At 32.5% G+C, this 24,101-nt stretch carries 17 protein-coding genes; 8 read left to right on the top strand and 9 right to left on the bottom strand.

Annotated elements, in window-relative coordinates; translation table 11 throughout:
• Positions 1 to 3: 3 nt before the first annotated feature.
• Positions 4 to 309: a DUF1272 domain-containing protein gene (locus AWE51_RS03360; RefSeq protein WP_066309460.1), complete on the bottom strand. Its 306-nt coding sequence runs from the start codon at positions 307 to 309 to the stop codon at positions 4 to 6.
• 1 nt (position 310) lies between these two features.
• Positions 311 to 976, bottom strand: coding sequence for a pyridoxamine 5'-phosphate oxidase family protein (locus AWE51_RS03355; protein ID WP_066309458.1), 666 nt, complete (start codon positions 974 to 976; stop codon positions 311 to 313).
• A 183-nt stretch (positions 977 to 1,159) separates the two neighbouring features.
• Here AWE51_RS03355 and pdxR point away from each other — a divergent pair, with 183 nt between their 5' ends.
• The 4 genes from pdxR (at position 1,160) to AWE51_RS03335 (ending at position 11,192) form a co-directional block, all read left to right on the top strand.
• Positions 1,160 to 2,647 carry a MocR-like pyridoxine biosynthesis transcription factor PdxR gene (pdxR, locus tag AWE51_RS03350; RefSeq protein ID WP_066309456.1) on the top strand — a complete coding sequence of 496 codons (1,488 nt, stop codon included), beginning with the start codon at positions 1,160 to 1,162 and terminating at the stop codon, positions 2,645 to 2,647.
• Positions 2,648 to 3,135: 488 nt separating this feature from the next.
• Positions 3,136 to 6,159: a SusC/RagA family TonB-linked outer membrane protein gene (locus AWE51_RS03345; protein WP_066309455.1), complete on the top strand. Its 3,024-nt coding sequence runs from the start codon at positions 3,136 to 3,138 to the stop codon at positions 6,157 to 6,159.
• A 17-nt stretch (positions 6,160 to 6,176) separates the two neighbouring features.
• A complete protein-coding gene (locus tag AWE51_RS03340) occupies positions 6,177 to 7,703 on the top strand; it encodes a RagB/SusD family nutrient uptake outer membrane protein (protein ID WP_066309449.1) in 1,527 nt (508 codons plus the stop codon).
• Between the two features lie 123 nt (positions 7,704 to 7,826).
• Positions 7,827 to 11,192 (top strand): VCBS repeat-containing protein, encoded by a 3,366-nt coding sequence (locus AWE51_RS03335; protein WP_066309446.1) that lies wholly within the window; start codon positions 7,827 to 7,829, stop codon positions 11,190 to 11,192.
• Here the strand turns inward: AWE51_RS03335 and AWE51_RS03330 are convergent.
• The 4 genes from AWE51_RS03330 to AWE51_RS03315 all read right to left on the bottom strand — a co-directional run bounded on the left by AWE51_RS03330 (position 11,189) and on the right by AWE51_RS03315 (position 13,810).
• Complete coding sequence (locus AWE51_RS03330) at positions 11,189 to 11,587, bottom strand: ribosomal maturation YjgA family protein (protein ID WP_066309445.1); 399 nt, start codon at positions 11,585 to 11,587, stop codon at positions 11,189 to 11,191. The two genes, AWE51_RS03335 and AWE51_RS03330, sit on opposite strands and share 4 nt — an antisense overlap.
• 9 nt (positions 11,588 to 11,596) lie before the next feature.
• Complete coding sequence (locus tag AWE51_RS03325; protein WP_066309442.1) at positions 11,597 to 12,166, bottom strand: pentapeptide repeat-containing protein; 570 nt, start codon at positions 12,164 to 12,166, stop codon at positions 11,597 to 11,599.
• A gap of 72 nt (positions 12,167 to 12,238) precedes the next feature.
• Positions 12,239 to 12,619 (bottom strand): VOC family protein, encoded by a 381-nt coding sequence (locus tag AWE51_RS03320; protein WP_066309440.1) that lies wholly within the window; start codon positions 12,617 to 12,619, stop codon positions 12,239 to 12,241.
• Positions 12,620 to 12,637: 18 nt separating this feature from the next.
• The gene (locus AWE51_RS03315) at positions 12,638 to 13,810 is read right to left on the bottom strand and encodes a proline dehydrogenase family protein (RefSeq protein WP_066309437.1); all 1,173 of its coding nucleotides are present in this window, start codon (positions 13,808 to 13,810) and stop codon (positions 12,638 to 12,640) included.
• A gap of 166 nt (positions 13,811 to 13,976) precedes the next feature.
• Between AWE51_RS03315 and aroB the strand changes: the two genes are divergently transcribed.
• Both aroB and AWE51_RS03305 read left to right on the top strand, forming a co-directional pair.
• Positions 13,977 to 15,047, top strand: a complete 1,071-nt coding sequence (gene aroB, locus AWE51_RS03310; RefSeq protein WP_066309434.1) for a 3-dehydroquinate synthase — start codon at positions 13,977 to 13,979, stop codon at positions 15,045 to 15,047.
• A 50-nt stretch (positions 15,048 to 15,097) separates the two neighbouring features.
• Positions 15,098 to 15,808 carry a hypothetical protein gene (locus AWE51_RS03305; RefSeq protein ID WP_066309431.1) on the top strand — a complete coding sequence of 237 codons (711 nt, stop codon included), beginning with the start codon at positions 15,098 to 15,100 and terminating at the stop codon, positions 15,806 to 15,808.
• Between the two features lie 13 nt (positions 15,809 to 15,821).
• Here AWE51_RS03305 and AWE51_RS03300 read toward each other — a convergent pair whose 3' ends face one another.
• The 3 genes from AWE51_RS03300 to AWE51_RS03290 all read right to left on the bottom strand — a co-directional run bounded on the left by AWE51_RS03300 (position 15,822) and on the right by AWE51_RS03290 (position 19,856).
• Positions 15,822 to 17,264 (bottom strand): SLC13 family permease, encoded by a 1,443-nt coding sequence (locus AWE51_RS03300; protein WP_066309429.1) that lies wholly within the window; start codon positions 17,262 to 17,264, stop codon positions 15,822 to 15,824.
• Entirely contained in the window at positions 17,261 to 17,788 is a 528-nt protein-coding gene (locus tag AWE51_RS03295) for a hypothetical protein (RefSeq protein ID WP_066309428.1), read from the bottom strand. Before AWE51_RS03295 ends, AWE51_RS03300 begins: the two co-directional genes overlap by 4 nt.
• A gap of 118 nt (positions 17,789 to 17,906) precedes the next feature.
• Positions 17,907 to 19,856 (bottom strand): M12 family metallo-peptidase, encoded by a 1,950-nt coding sequence (locus AWE51_RS03290; RefSeq protein WP_066309426.1) that lies wholly within the window; start codon positions 19,854 to 19,856, stop codon positions 17,907 to 17,909.
• A 598-nt stretch (positions 19,857 to 20,454) separates the two neighbouring features.
• Here AWE51_RS03290 and uvrA point away from each other — a divergent pair.
• On the top strand, positions 20,455 to 23,295 hold the full coding sequence (uvrA, locus tag AWE51_RS03280) for an excinuclease ABC subunit UvrA (protein WP_066309417.1): 2,841 nt from the start codon (positions 20,455 to 20,457) through the stop codon (positions 23,293 to 23,295).
• A gap of 13 nt (positions 23,296 to 23,308) precedes the next feature.
• A complete protein-coding gene (locus AWE51_RS03275) occupies positions 23,309 to 23,995 on the top strand; it encodes an LOG family protein (RefSeq protein ID WP_066309415.1) in 687 nt (228 codons plus the stop codon).
• The last annotated feature ends 106 nt before the right edge of the window (positions 23,996 to 24,101 follow it).

Below are 24,101 nucleotides of genomic sequence, written 5' to 3'. Positions count from 1 at the left end.
AAATTACCTTTTTCTAGGTGCAATATCGATAAAAAAATCTAATACCTGTTTAAACTTATCTTTAACAATAGGTTTATACACTATTTTAGTAGACACAGGGTACTTTTCTGTACAGTTACCTGTTAAACAATTAACTGGACGTGTAGGTCTCTTCTCAAACCCTCCACCACAATTTGGACAAACATTATGTAAAATGGTATCAACACAATCTTTACAAAACGTGCATTCAAAAGAACAAATCATAGCCTCCGAGCTAGTGTTTGGCAAATCCTTTTTACAATTTTCGCAAACTGGTCTTATTTCTAACATATCAAATTGATTTATTTTTACTTACATAAAGCTTTACAGCTTCTGGTACTTTAACATCAAGAGGTAAATTCGTATCAGAAATAGCGTCATATGCGACTTGTTTTATAGGTACTACTCCTGCCCATATAGGCAAATCATGATCTTCTTGTTCATCATTTACTCCTTCTGCTCTAATTTTGGCTGATGCAGTATTTATTTTTATTTCTAAAACCAAGGTTGCATTAAACTCCTTAGTATTTGGGTGTCTAACATTGTCCCAATGCCCAGGAACCATATGATTTAAAATATAGGCCAAGGCTTCCATTTTTTCATCAGAATCATCAATTTTTCTAACACTACCAAAAATAGAAACTGATCTGTAATTAGCTGAGTGATGAAAAGCAGAACGCGCTAATACTAAACCATCTAAATGTGTTACAGAAACACTTGCTACACCAGCATCTAACAAACTAAGCATCATTCTATTCTTTAGTGATCCATGAATATAAATAACATCACCTTTTCTTGCATAAGCCGTGGGGATTACGATGGCTTGACCTTTATAAACATAGCCTACATGACATAGAAAAGAATCATCTAAAATCGAATTAATTGTATCTATATCATAATTAGCTCTTTTTGGACCTCGCTTTACTTTGTTTAATTCTGAAATTGAATATTCTGCCATAATTATCTATATATTAATGTTTCTTTACAAATAGTTTCTTCTCTTTAAAAGAGAAGAAACTAAATCTCGAAATAATACTAAAGCAATACATCTTAAATAAAACTTGTTTTATTTCTTGTTCAAAAATATTAGTTTTATGGTGTGTTGTAATAATCCAGTTTGTAAATATATAATAGTCCAGTTTTGTTTCCATTTAAAAATAATATCACTTTAGAGCGTAAAAATAATCGCAATCTGTATTTACAAATTTGTGATCAAATTATCGGATTTATAAAATCAGGTCAACTCCCCCCTTCTGCCAAACTACCAAGTTCAAGAAAACTTTCTGAAGATCTTAATGTTCATCGTAAAACAATAATAGCTGCGTATGATGAATTAATTGCCCAAGGATGGGTAGAAACTCTACCTGCAAAAGGAACCTATATTAAAAGCTCTTTACCTGTAATAAAACAACAATCTTTTGGCAAAAACAGCTTACAAACCAACTCTAAAACTAAAAGTAATTTCTCTTTTATACATCGTCCTCATTTAATTCGTAAAGAACAGAAAATTGATTCATTAGAATTAAGAATAGACGATGGAGTACCCGACAATAGATTAGCCCCAATAGAAGAAATTGCTAAAACCTATCGCAATATTACTAAAAGAGCATACTACACAAAGCTCTTAGGGTATGACTCTATATATGGCAATCTTGAACTTAGGAAAACTCTTGTTAACTACTTAAATGAAACACGTGGTTTAAACATTTCTCTAAATAACATATTAATTACTAGAGGAACCCAAATGGGAATGTATTTAGCAGGTCAACTTCTTCTTAATGATACTACAAATAGGATTATAGTAGGAACAACAAATTATATGACATCTGATAACACATTTACTGAAGCTGGTGGCATTATAGAACGTGTACCAGTTGATGAAAATGGATTAGATACGAATGTAATTGAAAATATTTGTGAAAGGAAAAAAATAAAAGCAATTTATGTAACTTCACATCACCACCACCCTACGACAGTTACATTATCTGCAAAAAGAAGGATGCACTTATTACAACTTGCAAAAAAGTACAATTTTGCAATTATTGAAGACGACTATGATTATGATTTTCATTATAGCAACTCCCCCATTCTACCTCTGGCCAGTAATGACAACTATGGAAATGTAATTTATATCGGAGGTTTTACCAAAATAATAGCTCCAGCTATGCGTATCGGATATATGATCGCGCCAAAGGATTTTATCGATGAAGCAGCTAGATTAAGGTGTATAATAGATCGACAAGGAGATATGATTTTAGAACAAACTATGGCACGTATGATTATTTCTGGTGACATTCAAAGACATAGTAAAAAGGCATTAAAAATCTATAAAACACGTAGAGACTTATTTTGTGCTCTTTTAAAAGAAAAATTAGGGAATTATTTCGACTTTCAAATCCCCAAAGGCGGAATGGCTGTTTGGGTATTACTAAATAAAAAATACAATTGGGATACCGTAATTTCAAAAGCCCAACTCTTAAACATTGAGTTTAATGCCGAATGGAAACGCTACGATAATGATAACTCTGGTCATAATGGAATAAGGTTTGGTTTTGCATCTTTAAATGAAGAAGAAATTCATGAAATAATTCATAGACTTACTAAAGTCATGAAATCTATAAATTGTTAGTTTTAGCAAGATATTGCCAAAATAATTATTGCATCAAAAGTGTTTTTTAATTCATTTTTATAATTCAAAATCATTTGTTATAAGTTTCAAACCATATGACACACTTAAGGAAGAGTGCATTGTAAATATTTACATTATTAACCAATGAACATCTTATTAAAGAAAAACACACAAATGAATAGCAACAATAAAGACCATTAGTATACTCAAAATATGTTAGTCGTTAAAAAAATCTTCAAACGATTAGCAAATTTCTTAAAACTTTTACTTTTCTAAAATTTTGAGTATAAAATTTATACAAACTAAGTAATAATAGGTTCTATTTAGTAATACTAACTTGACAACACTTGTTAGTTGTTCTTTGGTAAATGCTTTTGTTAAAAAACATTTAAACATTAATTGACATACAGTGTCGTGATTACTCGAAAACGAATTTTTAGTGAAGGAATGGAATACTTTATTAATTTTTTCAAATTCAAATTATAATCATGAAAGAACAGTCCAGTAAATTATTAAAAAAGTGTTTCATTACCTGTTTACTCACACTAATAATAGGTATATCCGATGCACATGCACAACAAACAATAACAGGTAAAGTTGTAGGCGAAGATGATGTAGGAATTCCTGGGGTAAATATTTTAGTTGAAGGAACATCGACAGGACAAATTACTGATTTTGATGGAAATTTTAGCATTTCTGCCGATACCGGAGATCAACTTATAATATCATATTTGGGGTTTATAACTCAAAAAATAACAATTGGCAATACAACAAACATCAACATTAAATTAATTGCAGATGTGCAATCCTTAGATGATGTTGTTGTTATTGGTTATGGTACTGCAAGAAAAAGTGATCTAACCGGTGCTGTTACACAAGTATCTGCAAAATCCTTTGAAGATCAACCTTTAGCCCGTTTAGAAGAGGCTTTACAAGGTAGAGCCGCAGGTGTTACAGTTGCTAAAGCTAATGGAGCTCCTGGTTCTGCTATTAAAGTAAGGATTCGTGGTGCAAATTCTATTAACCGTAGTAATGATCCACTAATTGTAATAGATGGTTTTATAGGTGGTGATTTAAGTACTTTAAACCCTAACGACATTGCTTCTATAGATGTCTTAAAAGATGCTTCTGCAACTGCTGTATATGGATCTAGAGGGTCTAATGGTGTTGTTTTGATAAGTACTAAAAAAGGTAAAGGAGTCGCAAAAATTGATATAGACTTCTTTACAACGATCTCTGCGGTTCCAGAATTACTTCCAACTTTAGGAGCCGCTGATTTTTCGAGGATAGAAAACAGCAGAAGAATCCGAGGTGGTGGAACAGCAATATTTACCGATGCAGAAATTGCCGGTTTCGAAGCTAATGGAGGAACCAACTATCAAGACGAAATTTTTCAAACAGCTATAAGTCAAAATCTTCAACTATCTGCGAATGGATCTGAAGGAAAAGTTGGATATTTTATATCGGGTAACTACGTTAATCAAGAAGGTGTGGTTATTAATACAAATTATGAACGATATTCGTTGCGATCAAATCTAAATGCAAATATCTCAGATAAATTTAAAATTGGCTTTAATATTTTTGGTAGTCGAACCACAACCATAAATGATTTAAACCAATTTGGGCGATTTCAAGGAAGTGTGGTACTAAATGCGTTGTCATGGGACCCCACTACTCCTATTTTTGACGAAAACGGAAATTACAACAACCTATCCAACCGTAGTCTGGCTTCTTTAAACTATAACCCTGTTGCCAACTTAACACTGGCAAATGTTGAAAATATAAGTGATCGTATTGATGCCAATATAAACCTTAGTTACAATATATTAGAAAATCTAACCTATACATTAATTGCTGGGGTTACTACTTTTAACGGATCTAGTGAAAGTTACAGAACATTTAGAGCTGATCCACCAACTGCTACTTTTGGTAATAACAAAAACACTACACATCAAATCAGTAATATCCTTTCATGGCAGAAAGAATTTGGTAAGCATAATTTAAAAGCGACCGGAGTTTATGAATTTTCAGGAATTCAAAATCGTTTTAATGGCTATACTGCTGCTCGTCTTTTTGTACCAGGTGGATTTTATTTTGCAGAAACCGCTCCTAGTTCTAGTCAAACCGTTTTTAACAATTTTTCAGAAAGAAGTATTCAATCTTTAATGGCACGTAGTGAATACATATACAACGACGCTCTATTTGTAACAGGTACGGTTCGTATGGATGAATCTTCTGTGTTTAGATCAGATAACAGAAGAGGGTATTTCCCTTCAGTGGCTTTAGCATATTCATTCGATAATATGCCATTTATAGAAAACAGTACTATTTTTAGTAATCTAAAATTGAGAGCTGGCTGGGGTCAAGTAGGTAATGAAAACATAGACCCGTACACCACTTTTCCTAATGTACAAAATGCAAACTTCTCTTTTAATGGATCAGATGCTACACCAGGCGTAACACCTGATAGTTTTGGTAATCCAGACCTAAAATGGGAAACTACCACACAAACAAATGTAGGTGTTGATCTTACATTTCTAAAAGGAAGAATCAATTTCTCAATTGATGCATACCAAAAAAATACCACAGACCTACTTTTAGATGATCCGATTATCCCTTCTAATGGTGGTAATGTAACAATTTCAAAAAACATAGGAGAAGTTGAAAATAAAGGAATCGATATTGCTATTGCAGCAGATGTAGTCAATACGGATAATTTTAATTGGAATTCTAATTTTAATCTGTCACATAGTAAAAATGAAGTAACTGACTTAGGTGGACGTGATGAAATCCAAGGAACCTTTGGTAGTATCGATGGACAAGGCCGAATTTGGAATATCATCCAAGTAGGCCAACCACTTGGTCAATTTAATGGAACTACATTTTTAGGTACTTGGAAAACCTCTGAAGCTGCAGAAGCAGCTACTTTTGGGAGAATACCTGGAGATGCTAAATATCTTAGAGATGAAAATGGTGAAATTTTATTTGGAGCTATTGGTAATGGTACTCCAACCTTAACATGGGGATTTAATAATACGATTACTTATAAAAATTGGGATTTAAATGTATTCTTTCAAGGGGTACATAACTTTGATATTCTTAATGCTGTACAAGGTGTTATTGTAGGTAACACTGGAAATCAAAGAAGTTTTTTGGCTCCTGAACAATTAAACCAATGGACTCCACAAAATGAAACTGATATACCCGCAGGAGGTCCAAACGAAGCTGGATCCACTCGTTATGTAGAAAAAGGTGATTTTATAAGACTTAGCAACCTTACTTTGGGATACACTCTTAAAGACGTAAAACACATAAATGCTAATGTGAAATTATACGTGACTGGGCAAAATTTATTCTTAATCACAGATTATACCGGTTATGACCCTGAGCTTACATCTGTACCTGCAGATGATAATGCAGGGAATAAAAGTGTAGATGTCGCTGCTGGTATAAATGCCGGAGCTTATCCCAATCCAAGGTCATTCATTTTTGGAGTAAAAGTAGGATTTTAATACAAAAAACAAATTTTATGAAAACAACATATAACAGAAACCGATATAATATAAGATCCATATTATCTTTTCTGATAATAGCATCTGCTTTTTGCAGCTGTGCGGATTTAGATGAAGACCCAACAATTGCACAATTAGCTCCAGGTGCATACTCCAAAATTCAAGAATTAGAGCTTGGAGTTACTGGGGTACATGCAAAACTAAATGATGCTTCTTGGATGACAACTTTTTATGCTCCAGCTTGGGCTGGAGATGATATTACTACGCATATTGGAAGTAATAAGGCAGAATTTAGAGAATTTGATCAACGATTAGTTTCTCAAGCCAATTCAAGAGTACGAAATAACTGGGAAGCAATTTACAGTACTATTCGTGCAGCAAATACTGTTTTGGCAAATAATGAAGGTTTAGTTCTTACCGAACCAAGTGAAATAGAAACTCAAAATCGACTCATTGCCGAAGTGTATTTTCTAAGAGGTGTAATGTTCTTTCATTTAGCCAGAATTCATGGAAGAATACCTTTACCTATTATTCCAGACCCAGATCAACAATTAGGATTAGCAGAACAGATTGATGTTTATGAACAAATTGAGTCAGATCTTTTAAAAGCCGAAAGTGGATTACCCGATATATATCCAGGAGTAAATGCTGGAGCTCCCAGACCAAACAGCGGTTCTGCAAGAGCATTACTAGCAAGATTATATCTAGATTGGGCAGGATTCCCGGTTAAGGATAATGCCAAATATACTGATGCAGCTTCTAGTGCAAAACAAGTAATTGACAATAGTGCAGCGCATAATTTTACGTTACTTGAAGATTTAGAAGATTTATGGACTTTAGAACATCGATTTAATGACGAAGCGGTTTGGACCATTCCTTATTGCCGAAGTTGTGGTCAACCTAATCGTAAATTCGGAAAGTTAGGTAATCCGTCAGATCTTCAAGGATGGCAAGAAACCTTTGCAGAAATTAGATTTTTTGAAGACTTCCCAGAAGGTGCAAGAAAAGAAGCCACATACAGAACCGAACTTGATTGGAAGAACTTTAGCGATCAACCAACACCGGTTTTTAAGAAAATTGTAGGTCCTATTGACGATATCCCATTATCAGATTTTCAAACTGATAGAAATGACTTCTTTATACGCTATGCCGAAGTTCTTTTAATCTATGCTGAAGCTTCTGCCCGATCAGGAAACATTACTCCAGAATCATGGGAAGCTTTAAATATGATTAGGCGAAGATCTGAAGGGCTTCCTTTTAATATTCCAGATCCATCGGTAGATGTAACTACAGGAGACCTTGCAGAATTAGCATTTACCGAAAGAAAATGGGAGTTTGCTGGTGAATATTTACGCTGGAATGATTTAGTGCGAATGGAACGAGTTGAACAGGCACTCTCGGATCGAGCACCACAAACCTCATTAAATAACAGTGGTGAATTGTTACCCGAACCAAATCCAATAAAAGGATCTCTTGGCACAGATAATTACTTTACTCCTATTCCGCAACGAGAAATAGATCTTAACCCAAGTATAAACAATTAAACAAAAAGAAATACAATAATTTTGAATTAGTTATTTTTAAACACAACGGTAGAGTCTTACGTAACTTTATCGTTGTGTACTTTATATTCCACAATTAAATACGATTCTAGATAACAACAAAGCATGAAAACTTTTGAAATAAAATCATTATTAAGAAATATAAAAAGTATCGGTCTAGTGTTTATAACTACTACGCTCTTTCTTGCTTGTTCAGAATCAAACAATTCTGCCATTTCTAAACATAAAACAGAAACAAAAAAACTCTTTACAGCAATAACGTCTACTATATCAGGTATTGATTTCGAAAATAAATTAATAGAAACATTAGAATCTAATTATTACCAATACATGTATACCTACATTGGTGGAGGTGTTGCGGCGGCAGATTTTAATAATGACGGATTAATGGATTTATTTTTTATTTCTAACACTCATGACAATAAATTATATCTAAATCAAGGTGATTTTCGCTTTAAGGATATTACAAAAAAGGCTGGTATACAAAAAAGAAAAGGTTTCGATTCTGGAGTTGCCGTAGCAGATGTTAATAATGATGGCTTTGTTGATATTTATATTTCTCGGGGTGGTTGGCAAGAAGAGGATAATAAATTTGCCAATATGCTTTATATAAATAATGGTGACCTTACGTTTACAGAAAAAGCTGAAGCTCTTGGTCTGGCAGATAAAAACCGTACAATACAAGCTACTTTTTTTGACTATGACAATGATAATGATCTTGATGTATATATCTCTAATACCCCTGATATTACAAGTAGATCAAAAGTTGTCGATCTAAAAGCTGTTGAAAACGATCCAAAAACATTACAACTTAAAGGAAGTGATAGACTTTATAATAATGATGGAACAGGACATTTTACCGACGTTTCTGAAAAATCAGGACTAGTATATGATATAGGATTTGGTCTTAATCCTCAAGTTGGTGATCTTACTAATGATGGATTATTAGATATCTATGTATGTAATGATTTTAATGTACCAGATTTAGCATATATTAATAATGGAGATGGAACGTTTACAGAATCTAGGGATAAATTATTCAAGCATATGTCCTTTAATAGCATGGGTAGTGATATTGCCGATATTAATAACGATGGATTACCAGATTTAATGACATTAGATATGAATCCAGAAGACTATATTCGGTCAAAAACAACAATGGCAATGACTTCTATTGAAAAATTTGATAAAATGGTTGCCAATGGATATCATCAACAATACATGCACAATATGCTCCAACTTAATAATGGTAATAACTCATTTAGCGAGATTGCCCATATGTCTGGCATAGCAAATACTGATTGGAGTTGGTCCCTATTAGCCGCCGATTTTGATTTAGACGGTTATAAAGATATATACATCACTAATGGAGTTTACAGAGATGTTATAGATAGAGATAAAAACAACGAAATACTCCAGATATTAAGAAAAAATGGTAGAAAACCAACTCAAGAAGACTTCTTCAGTTTTGCAAAAATGCTACCTCAACAAAAACTTACCAATTACTTCTTTAAAAACAAGGGTAATAAAACATTTCAAAATACATCATCAACATGGGTAGATACTACAGCTACATTTTCTAATGGTGCCGTTTATGCCGATTTAGATAATGATGGTGACTTAGATATAGTTGTAAATAATATAAATGATAAAGCCAATATTCTTAAAAATAATGCTATCGAATTACAAAAAGGAAATTTTGTAAAAGTTAGACTAGAGGGACCAAAAAAAAACAACTTTGGTATAGGAACAAAAATTAAAGTATACTTTACAAATAATACAATACAATCTCGTCAATTAATAAATACAAGAGGTTTTCTGTCATCTGTTAGTAATGTTTTACATTTTGGATTTAAAAAACAAGATACAATCTCAAAGATTGAAATCACATGGCCAGACGGAAAACAACATGTGTTACAAAAGGTTTCAAGCAACAAATTAATAACGGCAAAATATGCTAGTGATACCTCACTTCAAGATACATTTACAGAAAAGACAACAACAAAAACAATTTTCAAAAAAACAACTTCAAGATTTGGTCATATTGAAACTGCCTTTAACGATTATGACCTACAGATACTATTACCTCATAAACTCTCTCAAACTGGACCTGCAATAGCAAAATCAGATGTGAATAATGATGGCTACGACGACATTTTTATCGGTGGTGCGCATGGATACGTTGCACAATTACTATTAGGGAATAAATCTGGCGATTTTAAAGCTTATTCAAATTTAGATTTTAAAAAAGATAAACAGCGTGAAGATGTTGGGGCCTGCTTTTTTGATGTAGATAATGACGGAGATCAAGACTTATATGTCGTTAGCGGAAGTTATGAATTTAACAATACTCCAAAACTATTGCAAGACAGATTGTATCTAAACAATGGTGCCGGGCAATTTTCAAAATCAAAAAATCAGTTACCAGAAATGATAACTGCAGGATCAGTTGTTGTTCCTAATGATTATGATAATGATGGTGATATTGATTTATTTGTTGGCGGACGTGTCATACCCGGTAAATATCCCTATGCTCCTTCTAGCTATTTATTAATAAATGATAATGGAAAATTTATTATCCAAACACCAGCTCTAGCGCCTGGCCTACAAGATATAGGTATGGTAACCGATGCCGTTTGGGTAGATATTAATAATGATAAAGCCACTGATTTAGTGGTAACTGGAGAATGGATGGGTATCGAGGTTTTTATCAATAAAGACAACAAATTATTAAAAAGTGATCATTATGAAACACTATCCTCAATAACAGGTTGGTGGAACAAAATAGTAGTTGCTGACATTGATAATGATGGAGATCAAGATATTATAGGTGGTAACCTAGGGTTAAATTATAAATTTCATGCTTCTAAAGAAAAACCTTTTCATGTTTATACACGTGATTTTGATTTTAACGGGAAAGAAGATATCATACTGGCCAAATTTTATAATGAAAAACAAGTGCCTGTTAGAGGGAAAGTTTGTACCGCCCAACAAATACCACATTTAGCAAAAAAAATAACCACGTACAATGAATTTGCAAACAAAGACCTTGGTGGAATTTTAGGTAAAGGTATTACCTCTGCATTACATTATCAAGCTATAGAATTTCGTTCGGGAATATTTAAAAACAACGGCAATGGAGCATTTGAATTTTCTCCACTACCTATCGACGCACAACAATCGCCAATCAATAGTATTTTATTTGACGATTTTGATGGAGATCAAATAAAAGATCTGTTAGTAGCGGGTAATAACTATCAATCAGAAGTAGAGACTACAAGAGCCGATGCAGGGATTGGTTCTTTTTTAAAAGGTAATGGTACAGAACTATTTAGTCCTATTTCTAATCAAAAGTCCGGTTTTTTCACCAATAAAGACACACGACACATGCTGTCTATAAAAAATGAGAAAGGAAAGTTTATAATAGTAGCAAATAATAATGATTTACTAGATATTTTTAAAGCATACTAATCATTTTTTACATCCAAAAATTTACGAAAAGACGAAGTGTTTTCTAGCCATACGATCAATAAAAAGCCTAATGTATATGCCAGTATATCCATCCAAGAAAAGGAGCTTCCGATAACAATTCTAGCTAGTTTTGATTCTTGTAGACCTAAAAAATAGATGACCTTAAAATATTGCATTATTTCGACAAAATAACAGAATAAAAGAACAAACAAAGCTGTCTTTAGTACTGGTAAATTGAAAAAAGTTTTAACCCCATAATATAAAAGGAATACAACCAAAGTATCTCCAAAATATGGTCTTATTATAGCATCATCAATATACATGGCAATGATGATTTCTATCAAAAACACTAAAATGGTTAAAATGAAATACTTTTTATGAAACCTTAACATCATATTACCTTCTTATTCTATATCCAAATCATACTTACTCAGTAATCCTAAGAGACCAAACTTACTAAATTTAGCTTTCTTTAAAATGTTATTATCCGGATCAATACTATAGTTTTTGGCTGTTCTAAAATCTGTTTTTTCAGCATTGGTATTATCAAAAACGGTCTTTGCCATATCACACTGATCAAATACAGCTCCTTTAATATTAGCATTCGTAAAATCAACTTCTTTTAAACTACAGCTTTTAAACATAGTATTCTTCATTTCGAATCCAAAAAAAGATGCATAATCAAGATTACAATGATCAAACACTACCGAAAACATAAATGTATTACATCCACTAAAATCTAAGCCAAGCATTTTACAACCAGAAAACAGAACCTCTTGAAATGAGGTCGCTTTCATCAATATAGATCCAAAATTGCAGTTATTAAATTCACATTCTAAAAAAGTAACAACAGAAATATCAGTGTCAGAAAAATTACAATTTATAAAAGTACAATTGTCATATTCTTTTGACTCTAATTTTTTACCAGAAAAATTTTGACTGTCAAAAGTTTGATCAAGTATTGGATTACTCATATTTCTTATTGATTGTTTCTACCAAAATTTAAAAGTAGCGTATTGTATTTTTATAATCAGAAACATGACTAACTAATTACCAATCCTCCACGGCGGGTTTTTTCTGTTGTCTCCTGCAAAATAAAGGATTACTTGATTTCCATCAGGGTCTTTTAATCTCGCTTCACGCCAAAGCCAAGTTTGATCTTTTGGCAATTGATCAAATACTACTCCATCTTGAGTAAGTCGTTTTACCTCATCATCTAATTTAGATGTTTCAAAATAGATGTATGCTCCCTCTCCTTCAGAAAGTGTTTCTACCAAATGAATAGAAAAAGTTGCGTCTCCTTCTACACATTCAAACCTAGCATAGTGAGGCAACGCTTTAACGATTAAACGCAACCCTAGTTTTTCATAAAAAGAAATAGATTTTTCTATATCTAAGGATGGCACTGTTACTTGATTTAAGTTCATAAAGCCTATACAAGGATTTTATAGTTTTCTACGTTTTTTTTCTTGTGATAAAAGGTTTAACTCACGACTTGTTTGCCCAGCTACAGAAGTATTTTCTTCTGCTCTTCGTATCAAATAAGGCATTACATCTCGTACTGGTCCAAAGGGTAAATATTTTGCTACATTATAGCCTTCTGCTGCTTGATTAAAACTAATATGATCACTCATACCATATAGTTGGCCAAACCAAACTCTAAAATCATCTTTAGCGATAGACAGATCATCCATCAATTGCATGGCTAAATAACTACTATGCTCATTATGTGTACCTATAAAAACTGAAATATCTTCTATATTTTCAAGAATGTATTTCATAGTAGTATTAAAGTTTTCGTCGGTGTGTTCTTTACTTGCACAAATTGGTGTAGGATATCCTTTTTCTTCTGCACGTTCATTTTCTTTTTCCATATAGGCACCTCGCACTATCTTTACTCCTATTTTAAAACCATATACTCTTGCTTCTTCATGCAAACTCTTTAAATACTCTAAACGATCATGTCTGTATAATTGCAATGTATTATAAATAATAGCTTTTTCTGTATTATACTTACGCATCATTTTAGCAACTAAATCATCAGCAGCGTCTTGCATCCAACTTTCTTCTCCATCAATCAATAATGCAACATCACAATCAAACGCTTTTTGACAGACTAGTTCAAAGCGCTTTTCTATACGTTTCCATTGTTGTTGTTCTTCTTTAGTTAAAGCTTCACCTTTTGTTTTCTTTTCGAAAACCGAAAATCGTCCCAAACCTGTTGGTTTAAATACACTAAAAGGCATCGCGTCTTTATGATCTGCAAATTCAATCAATTCTATTGTTTTTAGAAGAACTGCATCAAATTGAGACTCGTCTTCTTTTCCTTCAACAGAATAATCTAAAACCGAACATACTCGTTTTTCGAACATTTTATCTACTACAGGTAAGCAATCTTCTTCACTAACTCCTCCACAGAAATGATCAAATACAGTTGCGCGTATCAATCCTTGTACTGGCAAATGAGCTTTAATAGCAAAATTTGTTACTGCAGTACCGATTCTTACTAATGGTTCATTAGAAATCATTTTAAACAAAAAATATGCTCTTTCTAATTCTGAATCGCTTTTTAACGAAAAAGCTTTTTGTGTATTCTCAAACAAGTTATTGTGACTCATCAAAAAAATAATTTAGATTATCATCAGTTTTATACTAGCATTCCTATAAATATGATCGATTTACAAGAATACTTTGTGTTTATTTTATGATATCTGCAAATATAGAACTTGCGAGTTTATTTTAATCTAAATTCTACTTAATTTCGCTCTCATAATTTAACTACACATGAAGCCCATAGTTTCTAAAGAATCAATAGTATATTTTGGTCAGGAATGTTATACTGCCCTAAACACTTACTTAGAAAAAGCTAACCACTCTAAAATAGCCATTCTCGTTGATAGCAATACTCACGAATATTGTTTGTCATTACTAATGAGTACAATCGAAAAAGAATATGATATAGAGGTTATTGAAATTGAACCTGGCGAAATTCATAAAAATATTGAAACTTGTAGTGGTATTTGGAATGCTCTTTCTGAATTAGGTTTTGATCGTAAGAGTCTTCTAATTAACCTTGGAGGAGGTGTAGTTACTGATCTTGGAGGTTTTATAGCCTGTACATACAAAAGAGGTATTAACTATATCAATATACCAACTACTCTATTGGCCATGGTAGATGCATCTGTTGGAGGTAAAACTGGTGTTGATCTTGGCAATCTTAAAAACATGGTTGGGGTAATTAGTGAATCTGAAATGGTATTAATAGATACAGAATATTTAGGTACGCTCCCCGTAAATCAAATGTGTAGTGGTTTTGCAGAAATGTTGAAACATGGTTTAATTCAAGATCGTGAATATTGGAACAAAATTAGTGATCTCTCTCAATTAGATATTGAAGAATTAGATCAAATGATATATGATTCTGTAGTGATTAAAAATAAAATTGTTACTGAAGACCCTACAGAACAAAATATTAGGAAATACCTTAATTTTGGTCATACTCTTGGGCACGCTATAGAATCTTTTTACCTAACGCATCCAGATAAACCTGTTTTATTGCATGGTGAGGCCATTGCAATTGGTATGATTATGGAAGCCTATATTTCATCCCAGTTACTATCATTAACAGAAGAAGATTTACAACATATTAGCGATGTTATTCTTGCTACATTTCCAAAAATTGATATAGAATCTAAGGATTACCAAGAAATTATGAATCTTTTGATTCATGATAAAAAAAATGAAAAAGGAACCATTTTGTTTGTATTATTAACTTCTATAGGTGCTGCAAAATATAACTGCACTGTTGATGATGATTTGATTTTAAAGTCTTTTGAATATTACAAATCTCTTTAATACAATTTCACTACATTTAGTTTACCATACGAACTTAAATTCGCAACCTCTTGAAAAAGAAATTCTTTAAGCTATTCAAAATATTAGTGTTGGGCATACTAACTTTGATTATTATTGTAGTTGCTTCACTTTATTTTTCTTTGAATGAAAAGATGCCTGAAGGTGAAACAGGTAGTAAAGCAGATCAATTTGCTTTAAAAATACAAGAAGCACTGCACTATCAAGCGTATCAAGATACTGATTACCTGCAGTGGACATTTAGAAACAAGCATCATTACCTCTGGAATAAGCAACAACAAACTGTTCAAGTTAAGTGGGATGACCATACTGTACATCTTAATCTTAATAAACCACAAAAAAGTTATTTAGAAAATAAAAATGTAAACGAAAAAGAAAGAAAAAAAATTCTTTCTACAGCTCTAGCCTATTTTAACAATGATTCTTTTTGGGTAGTTGCTCCTTTTAAACTATTTGATACTGGTGTTACCAGAAAATTAGTAAAGTTAGATAATAATAGCCAAGGCTTACTTATAAACTATAGCTCTGGCGGAACAACCCCTGGAGATTCATATCTTTGGAAAGTTGATCAAAATCACATCCCTACTAGCTACCAAATGTGGGTTTCTATACTACCTATAGGAGGAATAGAAGCTACTTGGAGTGACTGGAAAAAAACAGAAAGTGGTACTTACTTATCGCAACAACATAAATTACTAGGCTTTGGAATTCCTATTAGTAATCTTAGAGCCTGGAACGATTAAGTTTCACATAGTATTAGAAAAATAGTGATACATAAAATTTAAACAACAAAATCAACAATAACACCGAGATCACATTCAAAATAAAGCCAACTTTAACCATTTCTGATACTTTAACATAACCACTTGCAAAAACTATTGCATTGGGTGGTGTAGCCATAGGAAGCATAAATGCACAACTAGCAGCCATAGTAACAGGAATTAACATATGAAGCATTGGTACATTTAAACCTAGTGCAATACCTGCAACAACGGGAACAAATATGGCTACCAAAGCCACATTGCTCATTAACTCGGTCATAAAAAGCATAAAAACAATTAATAATGCCGTGACTACTACTAAACTTAATCCTTTATTTTCTGCTATAGTATTTGCTACTAACTCTATTAAACCTGCATGTGACAATCCGCTTGCTAGAGCTAAACCTCCACCAAATAAGATTAAAATTCCCCATGGCAATTTTTGAGTATCTTTCCATTCTAAAGAAAACTCCCCTTTACTTAATCTAAAAGGAATTACAAACAAAGCAAAAGCTCCCATCATACTTATTCCTGTATCAGAAAGCTTTAAATCAGGAAAAAAACCATTAATTGTCGTTCTAGATATCCAAAGTGCAATTACTACACTAAAAATAACAAGTACTCGACGTTCTTGTTTTGAAATCTTACCTAATTTTTTTAACTCTTCGTTGATTATATTTTGTGAAGCATTAAAACTTTTAATATGATTAGGATAAATCCATTTTACCATCACAAAATAAATAATAGTAATCATCGTCACCGAAAAAGGAAAAGCAAGTAACATCCAATTTAAAAAAGATATTTCTATTTGATATTCGTTTTCAAGAAATCCAACCAACACAGAATTAGGTGGTGTACCTATAATGGTTGCCACTCCACCAACATTGGCAGAAAAAGCAATTCCCAACATTATGCTTAATGCAAAATTTTTATCATTTTTTGTAAACCCATCTTTATCATCAATTAATAACTGTATCACTGATAAAGCAATAGGCAGCATCACTACTGTACATGCTGTATTGCTAATCCACATACTCATAAAAGCAGTAGCTATCATAAAACCAAGAATAACCCGATCAGGGCTTGTTCCGGTAATTTTTATAATGGTTAATGCTATTCTTTTATGAAGGTTTACTTTTTCTAAGGCCAAGGCCATTACAAAACCTCCAAAAAACAAAAATACAATAGGGCTACCATAACTCTGAGATACGGCTTTTAAGTCTAAAACTCCTACTAGAGGGAATAAGATTAATGGTATTAATGCTGTTACAGATATAGAAACAGCTTCTGTTATCCACCAAACTATCATCCAAACAGCAACAGATATAACCTTATCTGCTACTTCTGAGATGAATATAAAAGGTAAGTTGATCAATACCAAAAACAACAGAGGTCCTAGAATTAATCCTATTTTTTTAACAAGAGGGTATTTACTCATTTATTTTTAGAGCTATCCCCAACAAAGTGTTGAGATTTATTCTTAAAAAGCACATTAAATGTAGTCAAACTACCATAAATTCTCGTGATGTATTGTTGCAAGTCTATTTTGTCTTGTTGATCAAGGTTAGAGCTATTAATCTTCTGTTCCATCACTCGAATTCTATCCCTAACCATCACAATTTTATGAAAAAATTTATCAATAGGTAAATCTTTAGAAGTTAAATTCTGATCTCCAGGTTGCATTATTAGCTTACCTCCCTTCCACTTATCCGCGATAGGTACAATTTCTGAAATATCACTATATCGCTTTAAAAGATCTTTTACTACTTTTTCTACTTCATAGAAGCTAACCGTATCGACTTCATCTTCTACTCCATCAATGATTTCAAATTCATCGTCTACATTTACAGTTTCTAATCCATTATCTATAAAAGTTACCCAATACATTTTCGAAGTTACATTGGTTACTACGCCCAATCCAAATTCAGGATGTTTTATTCTGGAGCCTATCCCTAAAATCATAATTATAATTTTTAATCTAAAGTAGTAAGATTCGTAATAATTAGAAAATTAATACTATATAAAAAGGGTGAAGTTATTTACTTCACCCTAGTAGCCTAATTTTATATATACTCGAATATTATTCTATAAAAACTTTTTGAGTAATTATTGTATTAGAATTTGTAATCTGAACAAAATAAACTCCTGTAGCCATATTACTAAGATCAAGTACTTGAACTCCATTTACTTTAGCTTCATTACTTACAGCTGTTGACTGTAAAGTTCTACCGTTAATATCTTTAACCAACACTTTTGACATTTCATCTGCAAATGTCCCCATCGTAATAGTTAATAGGTTTTTTACAGGATTAGGAAACATTGCTATTTCATTCTGCAAACCAGCTACCTGAGGTATAGCGGTATTATTTCTTAATCCATTTATTGTAAATTTCTCCCAAGAACCTATCCTTGTTCGATTACAGGTTATTGGAGCTCCTCCATTCTCAGAAGAAACATACTTTCCATTATTTCCTTTTAGAGCTTTTTTACCTCCACCTGCATCTACTATAGTGAATTTCTCCCAAGAACCTATTCTGGTTCGATTACATGTCATGGGAGCTCCTCCATTTTCAGATGAAACATACCTTCCATTATTTCCTTTTAATGCCACTTGTCCTCCACCCGCGTCGACAACAGTAAATTTTTCAAAAGAACCTACAACTGTCCTATTACATGTCATTGGATTACTTCCATTTTCTGAAGAAATATATCTATTATTATTACCTTGAAAAGTTACTGATCCATCATTACCCGGACCACCATCACAAGTTTGCACACAGCTTTTTGAATTTATAGTTCTTTGAATCAAAGCTTTTGGCTGTGGACCAAAGCCTTTATTAAAATTAATACCAACATTAGTAAGGTGACAATAACTCATAATAGTACCTCCGCCAGATGGTAATCCAGGTCTTGCACAACCGCCTTCTGTTCCATAACAGCCATCGATAGCGGTATTATTATTATTCCACTTACAAGCTTGGGTATGTGGAGATCCTAAATTATGTCCCAATTCGTGAGCAACTACCTCTACAGACCATGAGTATGTAGGTACGTTACTAAAAGATTTTCTAATACCGGAAACTGCATATTTGTAAGAACCACATAACGCATTGACCCAGGCAACACCTCCAGAAAAGTTATAGGTTACAAAATGTCCTAAATCACCATTAAAACTATTTCGATTTCTATAATTTCGATAATTAGTTAACCCATCAAATGGGGCTACACTGGTCCAAGCTTTTACTCCAGAAAGACGAATACTAATATCATCATTTGCATACAATACTGAAACCTGATTAAAAATAGCTTCAATAAAATCTGAAGCCCCCTGTGCACCTCCTTTATCACGAACAATATCATTTGCAATATCGAAGAATATTTTAGGGCATTTTACTGCTGCTTTACCTTGGGTATTATCTTGAAGTTGCTCGCTCTTTTCAGGATTATCTTCTATCCTACAAACAAAATCATTAAGGTGTCTTATGTCCTTATCTTCATAAATGATCTGTTCGTTACTATTTTTAAGCTTACCAATCACTAAATTGCTTGGTTTATCACCAATACTAATAATACCAGATATTTCTTCGCTTAAAAAACTTATAGCAACAACAGAATTAGGTACTCCTTTTACAATACCTCTATAATGTAGTACATTATTATCTGGTGTTACGATTTTACCAGAGGGCATTTCAATAATTTGATAATCATCTGTGGTTATTTTTGTTTTTACAAGTTCTAATAACATTGCTTTCTTTTGGCCAGGAATAGTAAGAGTCATCGCAACAGGAGCTTTAGATTTAAAAGCGGCCTCCTTTCCTTTATCAAAAGAAAAAAGAGTATAGTCTTTTAATTCTGATGGGATTTTAGTTTTTGACTTTTGTTTATTAACTGTCGTAAAAAGGTCTTCGTTTTCAAATACAGTACCATTAGTTTTTTCTTGCTGTATTCTCTCACTAGGATTGTGGGGTTGCTTCTGTGCAAAACCAATTGCCGTTATTAGGGCAAACACAATTGTTAAAATGTTTTTCATCGTTAGAAGTTTTAATTTTGAAGATGAAGAATCTTGATGCATGTAGGCCAAATATGTTATCAAAATCCAAATACTTCAATGAGTTTGTATAACCTTAATTTACAAACTTTTAAACACAACATAGACAACCTTTGTGAACAAATCTAAAGCTGGCAGAAGAGTAGATTTCTTAGCGGTTTTAATAAAAATATAAGCCAAAAAACAGTATTCAAAATCAAAAATAAGAACCTTCTATACTCATGATCTTAAAAAAAAAGTCTTATTTAATTATTCTGAAATGCAAAAAGGCTACTAACTATGGTTCACAAATTGTTAAAAAAAAACAAAAAAAACACCTACAAAAAACTTACATAACATTTTCCGAAAGAAAATTACTACTAAGCATAAGCCTTATAAACAAAGAGGTTTTACCATTATATCCTTAAACAATCGTTATAAAACGACGATAATTTATCAATAAAAAAGTGATGTAAACTTGAATAACTTCAGAAAATACATTTTTATTTCAAAAAATATTCTTTAAATACTAAAACGGAAAGGGTACTCATTTTACAAAACGCTATCAAATACCTACATTTGCAATCTTGGTTAAAATTTTATGGTAGTATCAAAAGAAAATATTGAGGTTTTAGGAGCACGAGTTCACAACTTAAAAAACATAGATGTAACTATACCCCGAGAAAAATTAGTAGTTATTACAGGCTTATCGGGATCTGGTAAATCTTCTCTTGCATTTGATACGATTTATGCAGAAGGACAAAGAAGATATATTGAGACTTTTTCTGCCTATGCACGTCAATTTCTAGGAGGTTTAGAAAGACCTGATGTAGATAAAATAGATGGGCTATCTCCAGTAATCGCTATCGAACAAAAAACTACCAGTAAAAGTCCGAGAAGTACTGTGGGAACAATCACAGAAATATATGATTTTTTAAGGCTGCTCTTTGCAAGAGGAAGTGATGCCTACAGCTATAACACAGGAGAAAAAATGGTGAGTTATAGCGATGATCAAATTAAAGATCTGATTCTAAAAGATTTTAATGGAAAAAAAATCAATATCCTTGCGCCTATTGTACGATCTAGAAAAGGACATTATCGTGAGCTTTTTGAGCAAATTGCAAAACAAGGATTTGTTAAAGTTCGTACCGATGGCGAGATAAAAGATATTACTAAAGGAATGAAACTTGATCGCTACAAAACTCATGATATCGAGATTGTTATAGACAGACTCAAAGTTTCTGAAGATCAAGAGAATTCTAAGCGTTTAATGGAGACCATTAATACGGCTATGTACCATGGTGATGACGTTCTTATGATTATTGAACAAGAATCTCAGGAAGCGCGCTTTTTTAGTAGAAACTTAATGTGTCCTTCAAGTGGGATTTCTTATCCTAACCCAGAACCTAATAATTTTTCATTTAATTCTCCAAAAGGGGCATGTCCAAAATGTAATGGTATAGGTAATCTTTATGAAGTAAATATCAATAAAATTATTCCTGATGATTCAAAATCCATTAAAAGTGGTGGTTTAGCGCCGCAAGGACCTCAAAAAAATAATTGGATTTTTAAACAATTAGAACTCATTGGTCAACGCTTTGACTTTAAACTCAGTGACCCTATTAAAAAAATTCCTAAGGAAGCTATGGAGATTATTCTTCATGGTGGAAAAGAAAAATTTAGTGTTGATAGCAAGACTTTAGGAGTTAAAAGAGAATATAAAATTGATTTCGAAGGTATTGCAACTTTTATAGAAAATACATACAATACCAATGATTCTACTTCTTTAAGAAGATGGGCTAAGGAATTTATGGATAATATTCAATGTCCTGAATGTAATGGATCAAGACTGTGCAAAGAATCTCTGTATTTTAAAGTTAATGAAAAAAATATTGCCGAGTTAGCTTCGATGGATATAAGTGAGTTAACAGATTGGTTTAAAGAACTACCTGTTAAATTAAGTGAAAAGCAAAAGAAAATTTCTGGTGAAATTTTAAAAGAGATTAATGCGAGATTACAGTTTTTGATTGATGTAGGTCTTACCTATTTATCTTTGAATCGAAGTAGTAAATCTCTATCTGGTGGTGAGGCACAGCGTATACGACTTGCAACGCAAATTGGTTCTCAATTGGTAGGTGTACTTTATATATTAGATGAACCTAGTATTGGATTACACCAAAGAGATAATGAAAAACTTATCAATTCTCTTATTCAATTAAGAGATATTGGTAACTCTGTTATTGTGGTAGAGCATGATAAAGACATGATAGAACGTGCAGATCATGTTATAGACATTGGACCACATGCAGGAAAACACGGTGGAGAAATTATTAGTGAAGGAGATCCCTTAGATTTAAAAAAACACGATACCCTAACTGCCGACTATTTAAGCGGAAAAAGAAAAATAGAAGTCCCTACTAAAAGAAGAAAAGGAAATGGTAAAACTATTTCTTTAAAAGGAGCTACAGGAAATAACCTAAAAAATGTTTCTATTACTATTCCTTTAGGAAAAATGATCGCTGTTACTGGAGTATCAGGTAGTGGTAAATCAACTTTAATTAATGAAACATTATACCCCATTCTTAATGCGTACTACTTTAACGGTGTCAAAAAACCAATGCCTTATAAAAGTATAAAAGGGTTAGAACATTCTGATAAAGTTATTGATGTAAATCAATCCCCTATTGGTCGTACTCCAAGATCAAATCCTGCTACTTATACAGGTGTTTTTTCAGAAATCAGAAGTCTATTTGCTAAAACTCCTGAAGCCATGATCCGTGGGTATAAGCCTGGGCGATTTAGTTTTAATGTTCAAGGAGGTAGATGTGAGACCTGTAAAGGTGGCGGATTGCGTGTAATAGAAATGAATTTTTTACCTGATGTATACGTAGAGTGTGAAACCTGCCAAGGTAAACGATTTAATAGAGAAACATTAGAGATAAGATATAAAGGAAAATCTATTTCTGATGTATTAGAAATGACCATAAATGAAGCATGCAACTTCTTTGAACCTATTCCTAAAATTTACCGAAAACTAAAAACTATCCAAAATGTTGGTTTAGGCTATATTACACTAGGACAACAATCAACAACACTATCAGGTGGTGAAGCGCAACGTATTAAATTGGCTACAGAACTATCCAAAAGAGATACCGGAAATACATTTTATATTTTAGATGAACCAACAACAGGGCTTCATTTTGAAGATATTAGAGTATTGATGGAAGTTTTGAATAAATTAGTTGATAAAGGAAATACAGTATTAATTATCGAACATAATCTTGATGTAGTTAAAATGGCTGATTACGTTATTGATATTGGATATGAAGGCGGTAAAAATGGTGGTCAAGTCATTGCAAAAGGTACACCAGAAGAAATTATAAAAGAAAAGAAAAGTTATACCGCGAAGTTCTTAAAGAAAGAACTTGGCATTTTAAATTAAAAGAATAAATTTTATGGAACAACAACATCATAAGGGCTGGAATGAAATAAAAACTAATGACTCTTGGGCTATCTTCAAGATCATGGGGGAATTTGTTAATGGATTTGAGAAAATGAGTAAAATAGGACCTTGTGTATCTATTTTTGGATCCGCTCGTACAAAAACTGATGACAAATACTATCAGTTAGCAGTAGATGTAGCTAAAAATATTGTAGACAATGGCTATGGTGTCATTACTGGTGGTGGACCTGGTATTATGGAAGCCGGAAATAAAGGAGCCCATTTAGGAGGCGGAACCTCTGTAGGATTAAACATAGACTTACCTTTTGAACAACATGACAATCCATATATAGACAGTGATAAAAGTCTTGATTTTGATTACTTCTTTGTACGTAAGGTAATGTTTGTAAAATACTCACAAGGATTTGTAGTAATGCCTGGAGGTTTTGGAACCTTAGATGAATTATTTGAAGCGATGACATTAATACAAACCAAAAAAATAGCAAAATTTCCTATAATTCTTGTAAGCACAGAGTTTTGGGGTGGACTTATTGATTGGGTAAAAAGTACATTACTAAATAAATTTGGAAATATTAGCCCTGGTGATCTTGATCTTATTCATGTCGTAGATACGCCCGAAGAAGTACTTACTATTTTAGATAAGTTCTATGGTGAGTATAATTTAAGTCCAAATTTCTAAGTAATATCTTTGAACTTTAGACAATTATCAAATTCACACAAAATAAAATGCTTAAAACTAACTCAATTTCAGTATCAACCAATTCGTATGATAGCTTAGCGAAAGC

Source organism: Aquimarina aggregata (assembly GCF_001632745.1).
GTDB classification, from domain to species: Bacteria; Bacteroidota; Bacteroidia; order Flavobacteriales; family Flavobacteriaceae; genus Aquimarina; species Aquimarina aggregata.
This window is presented reverse-complemented; position numbering and strand designations above follow the sequence as displayed.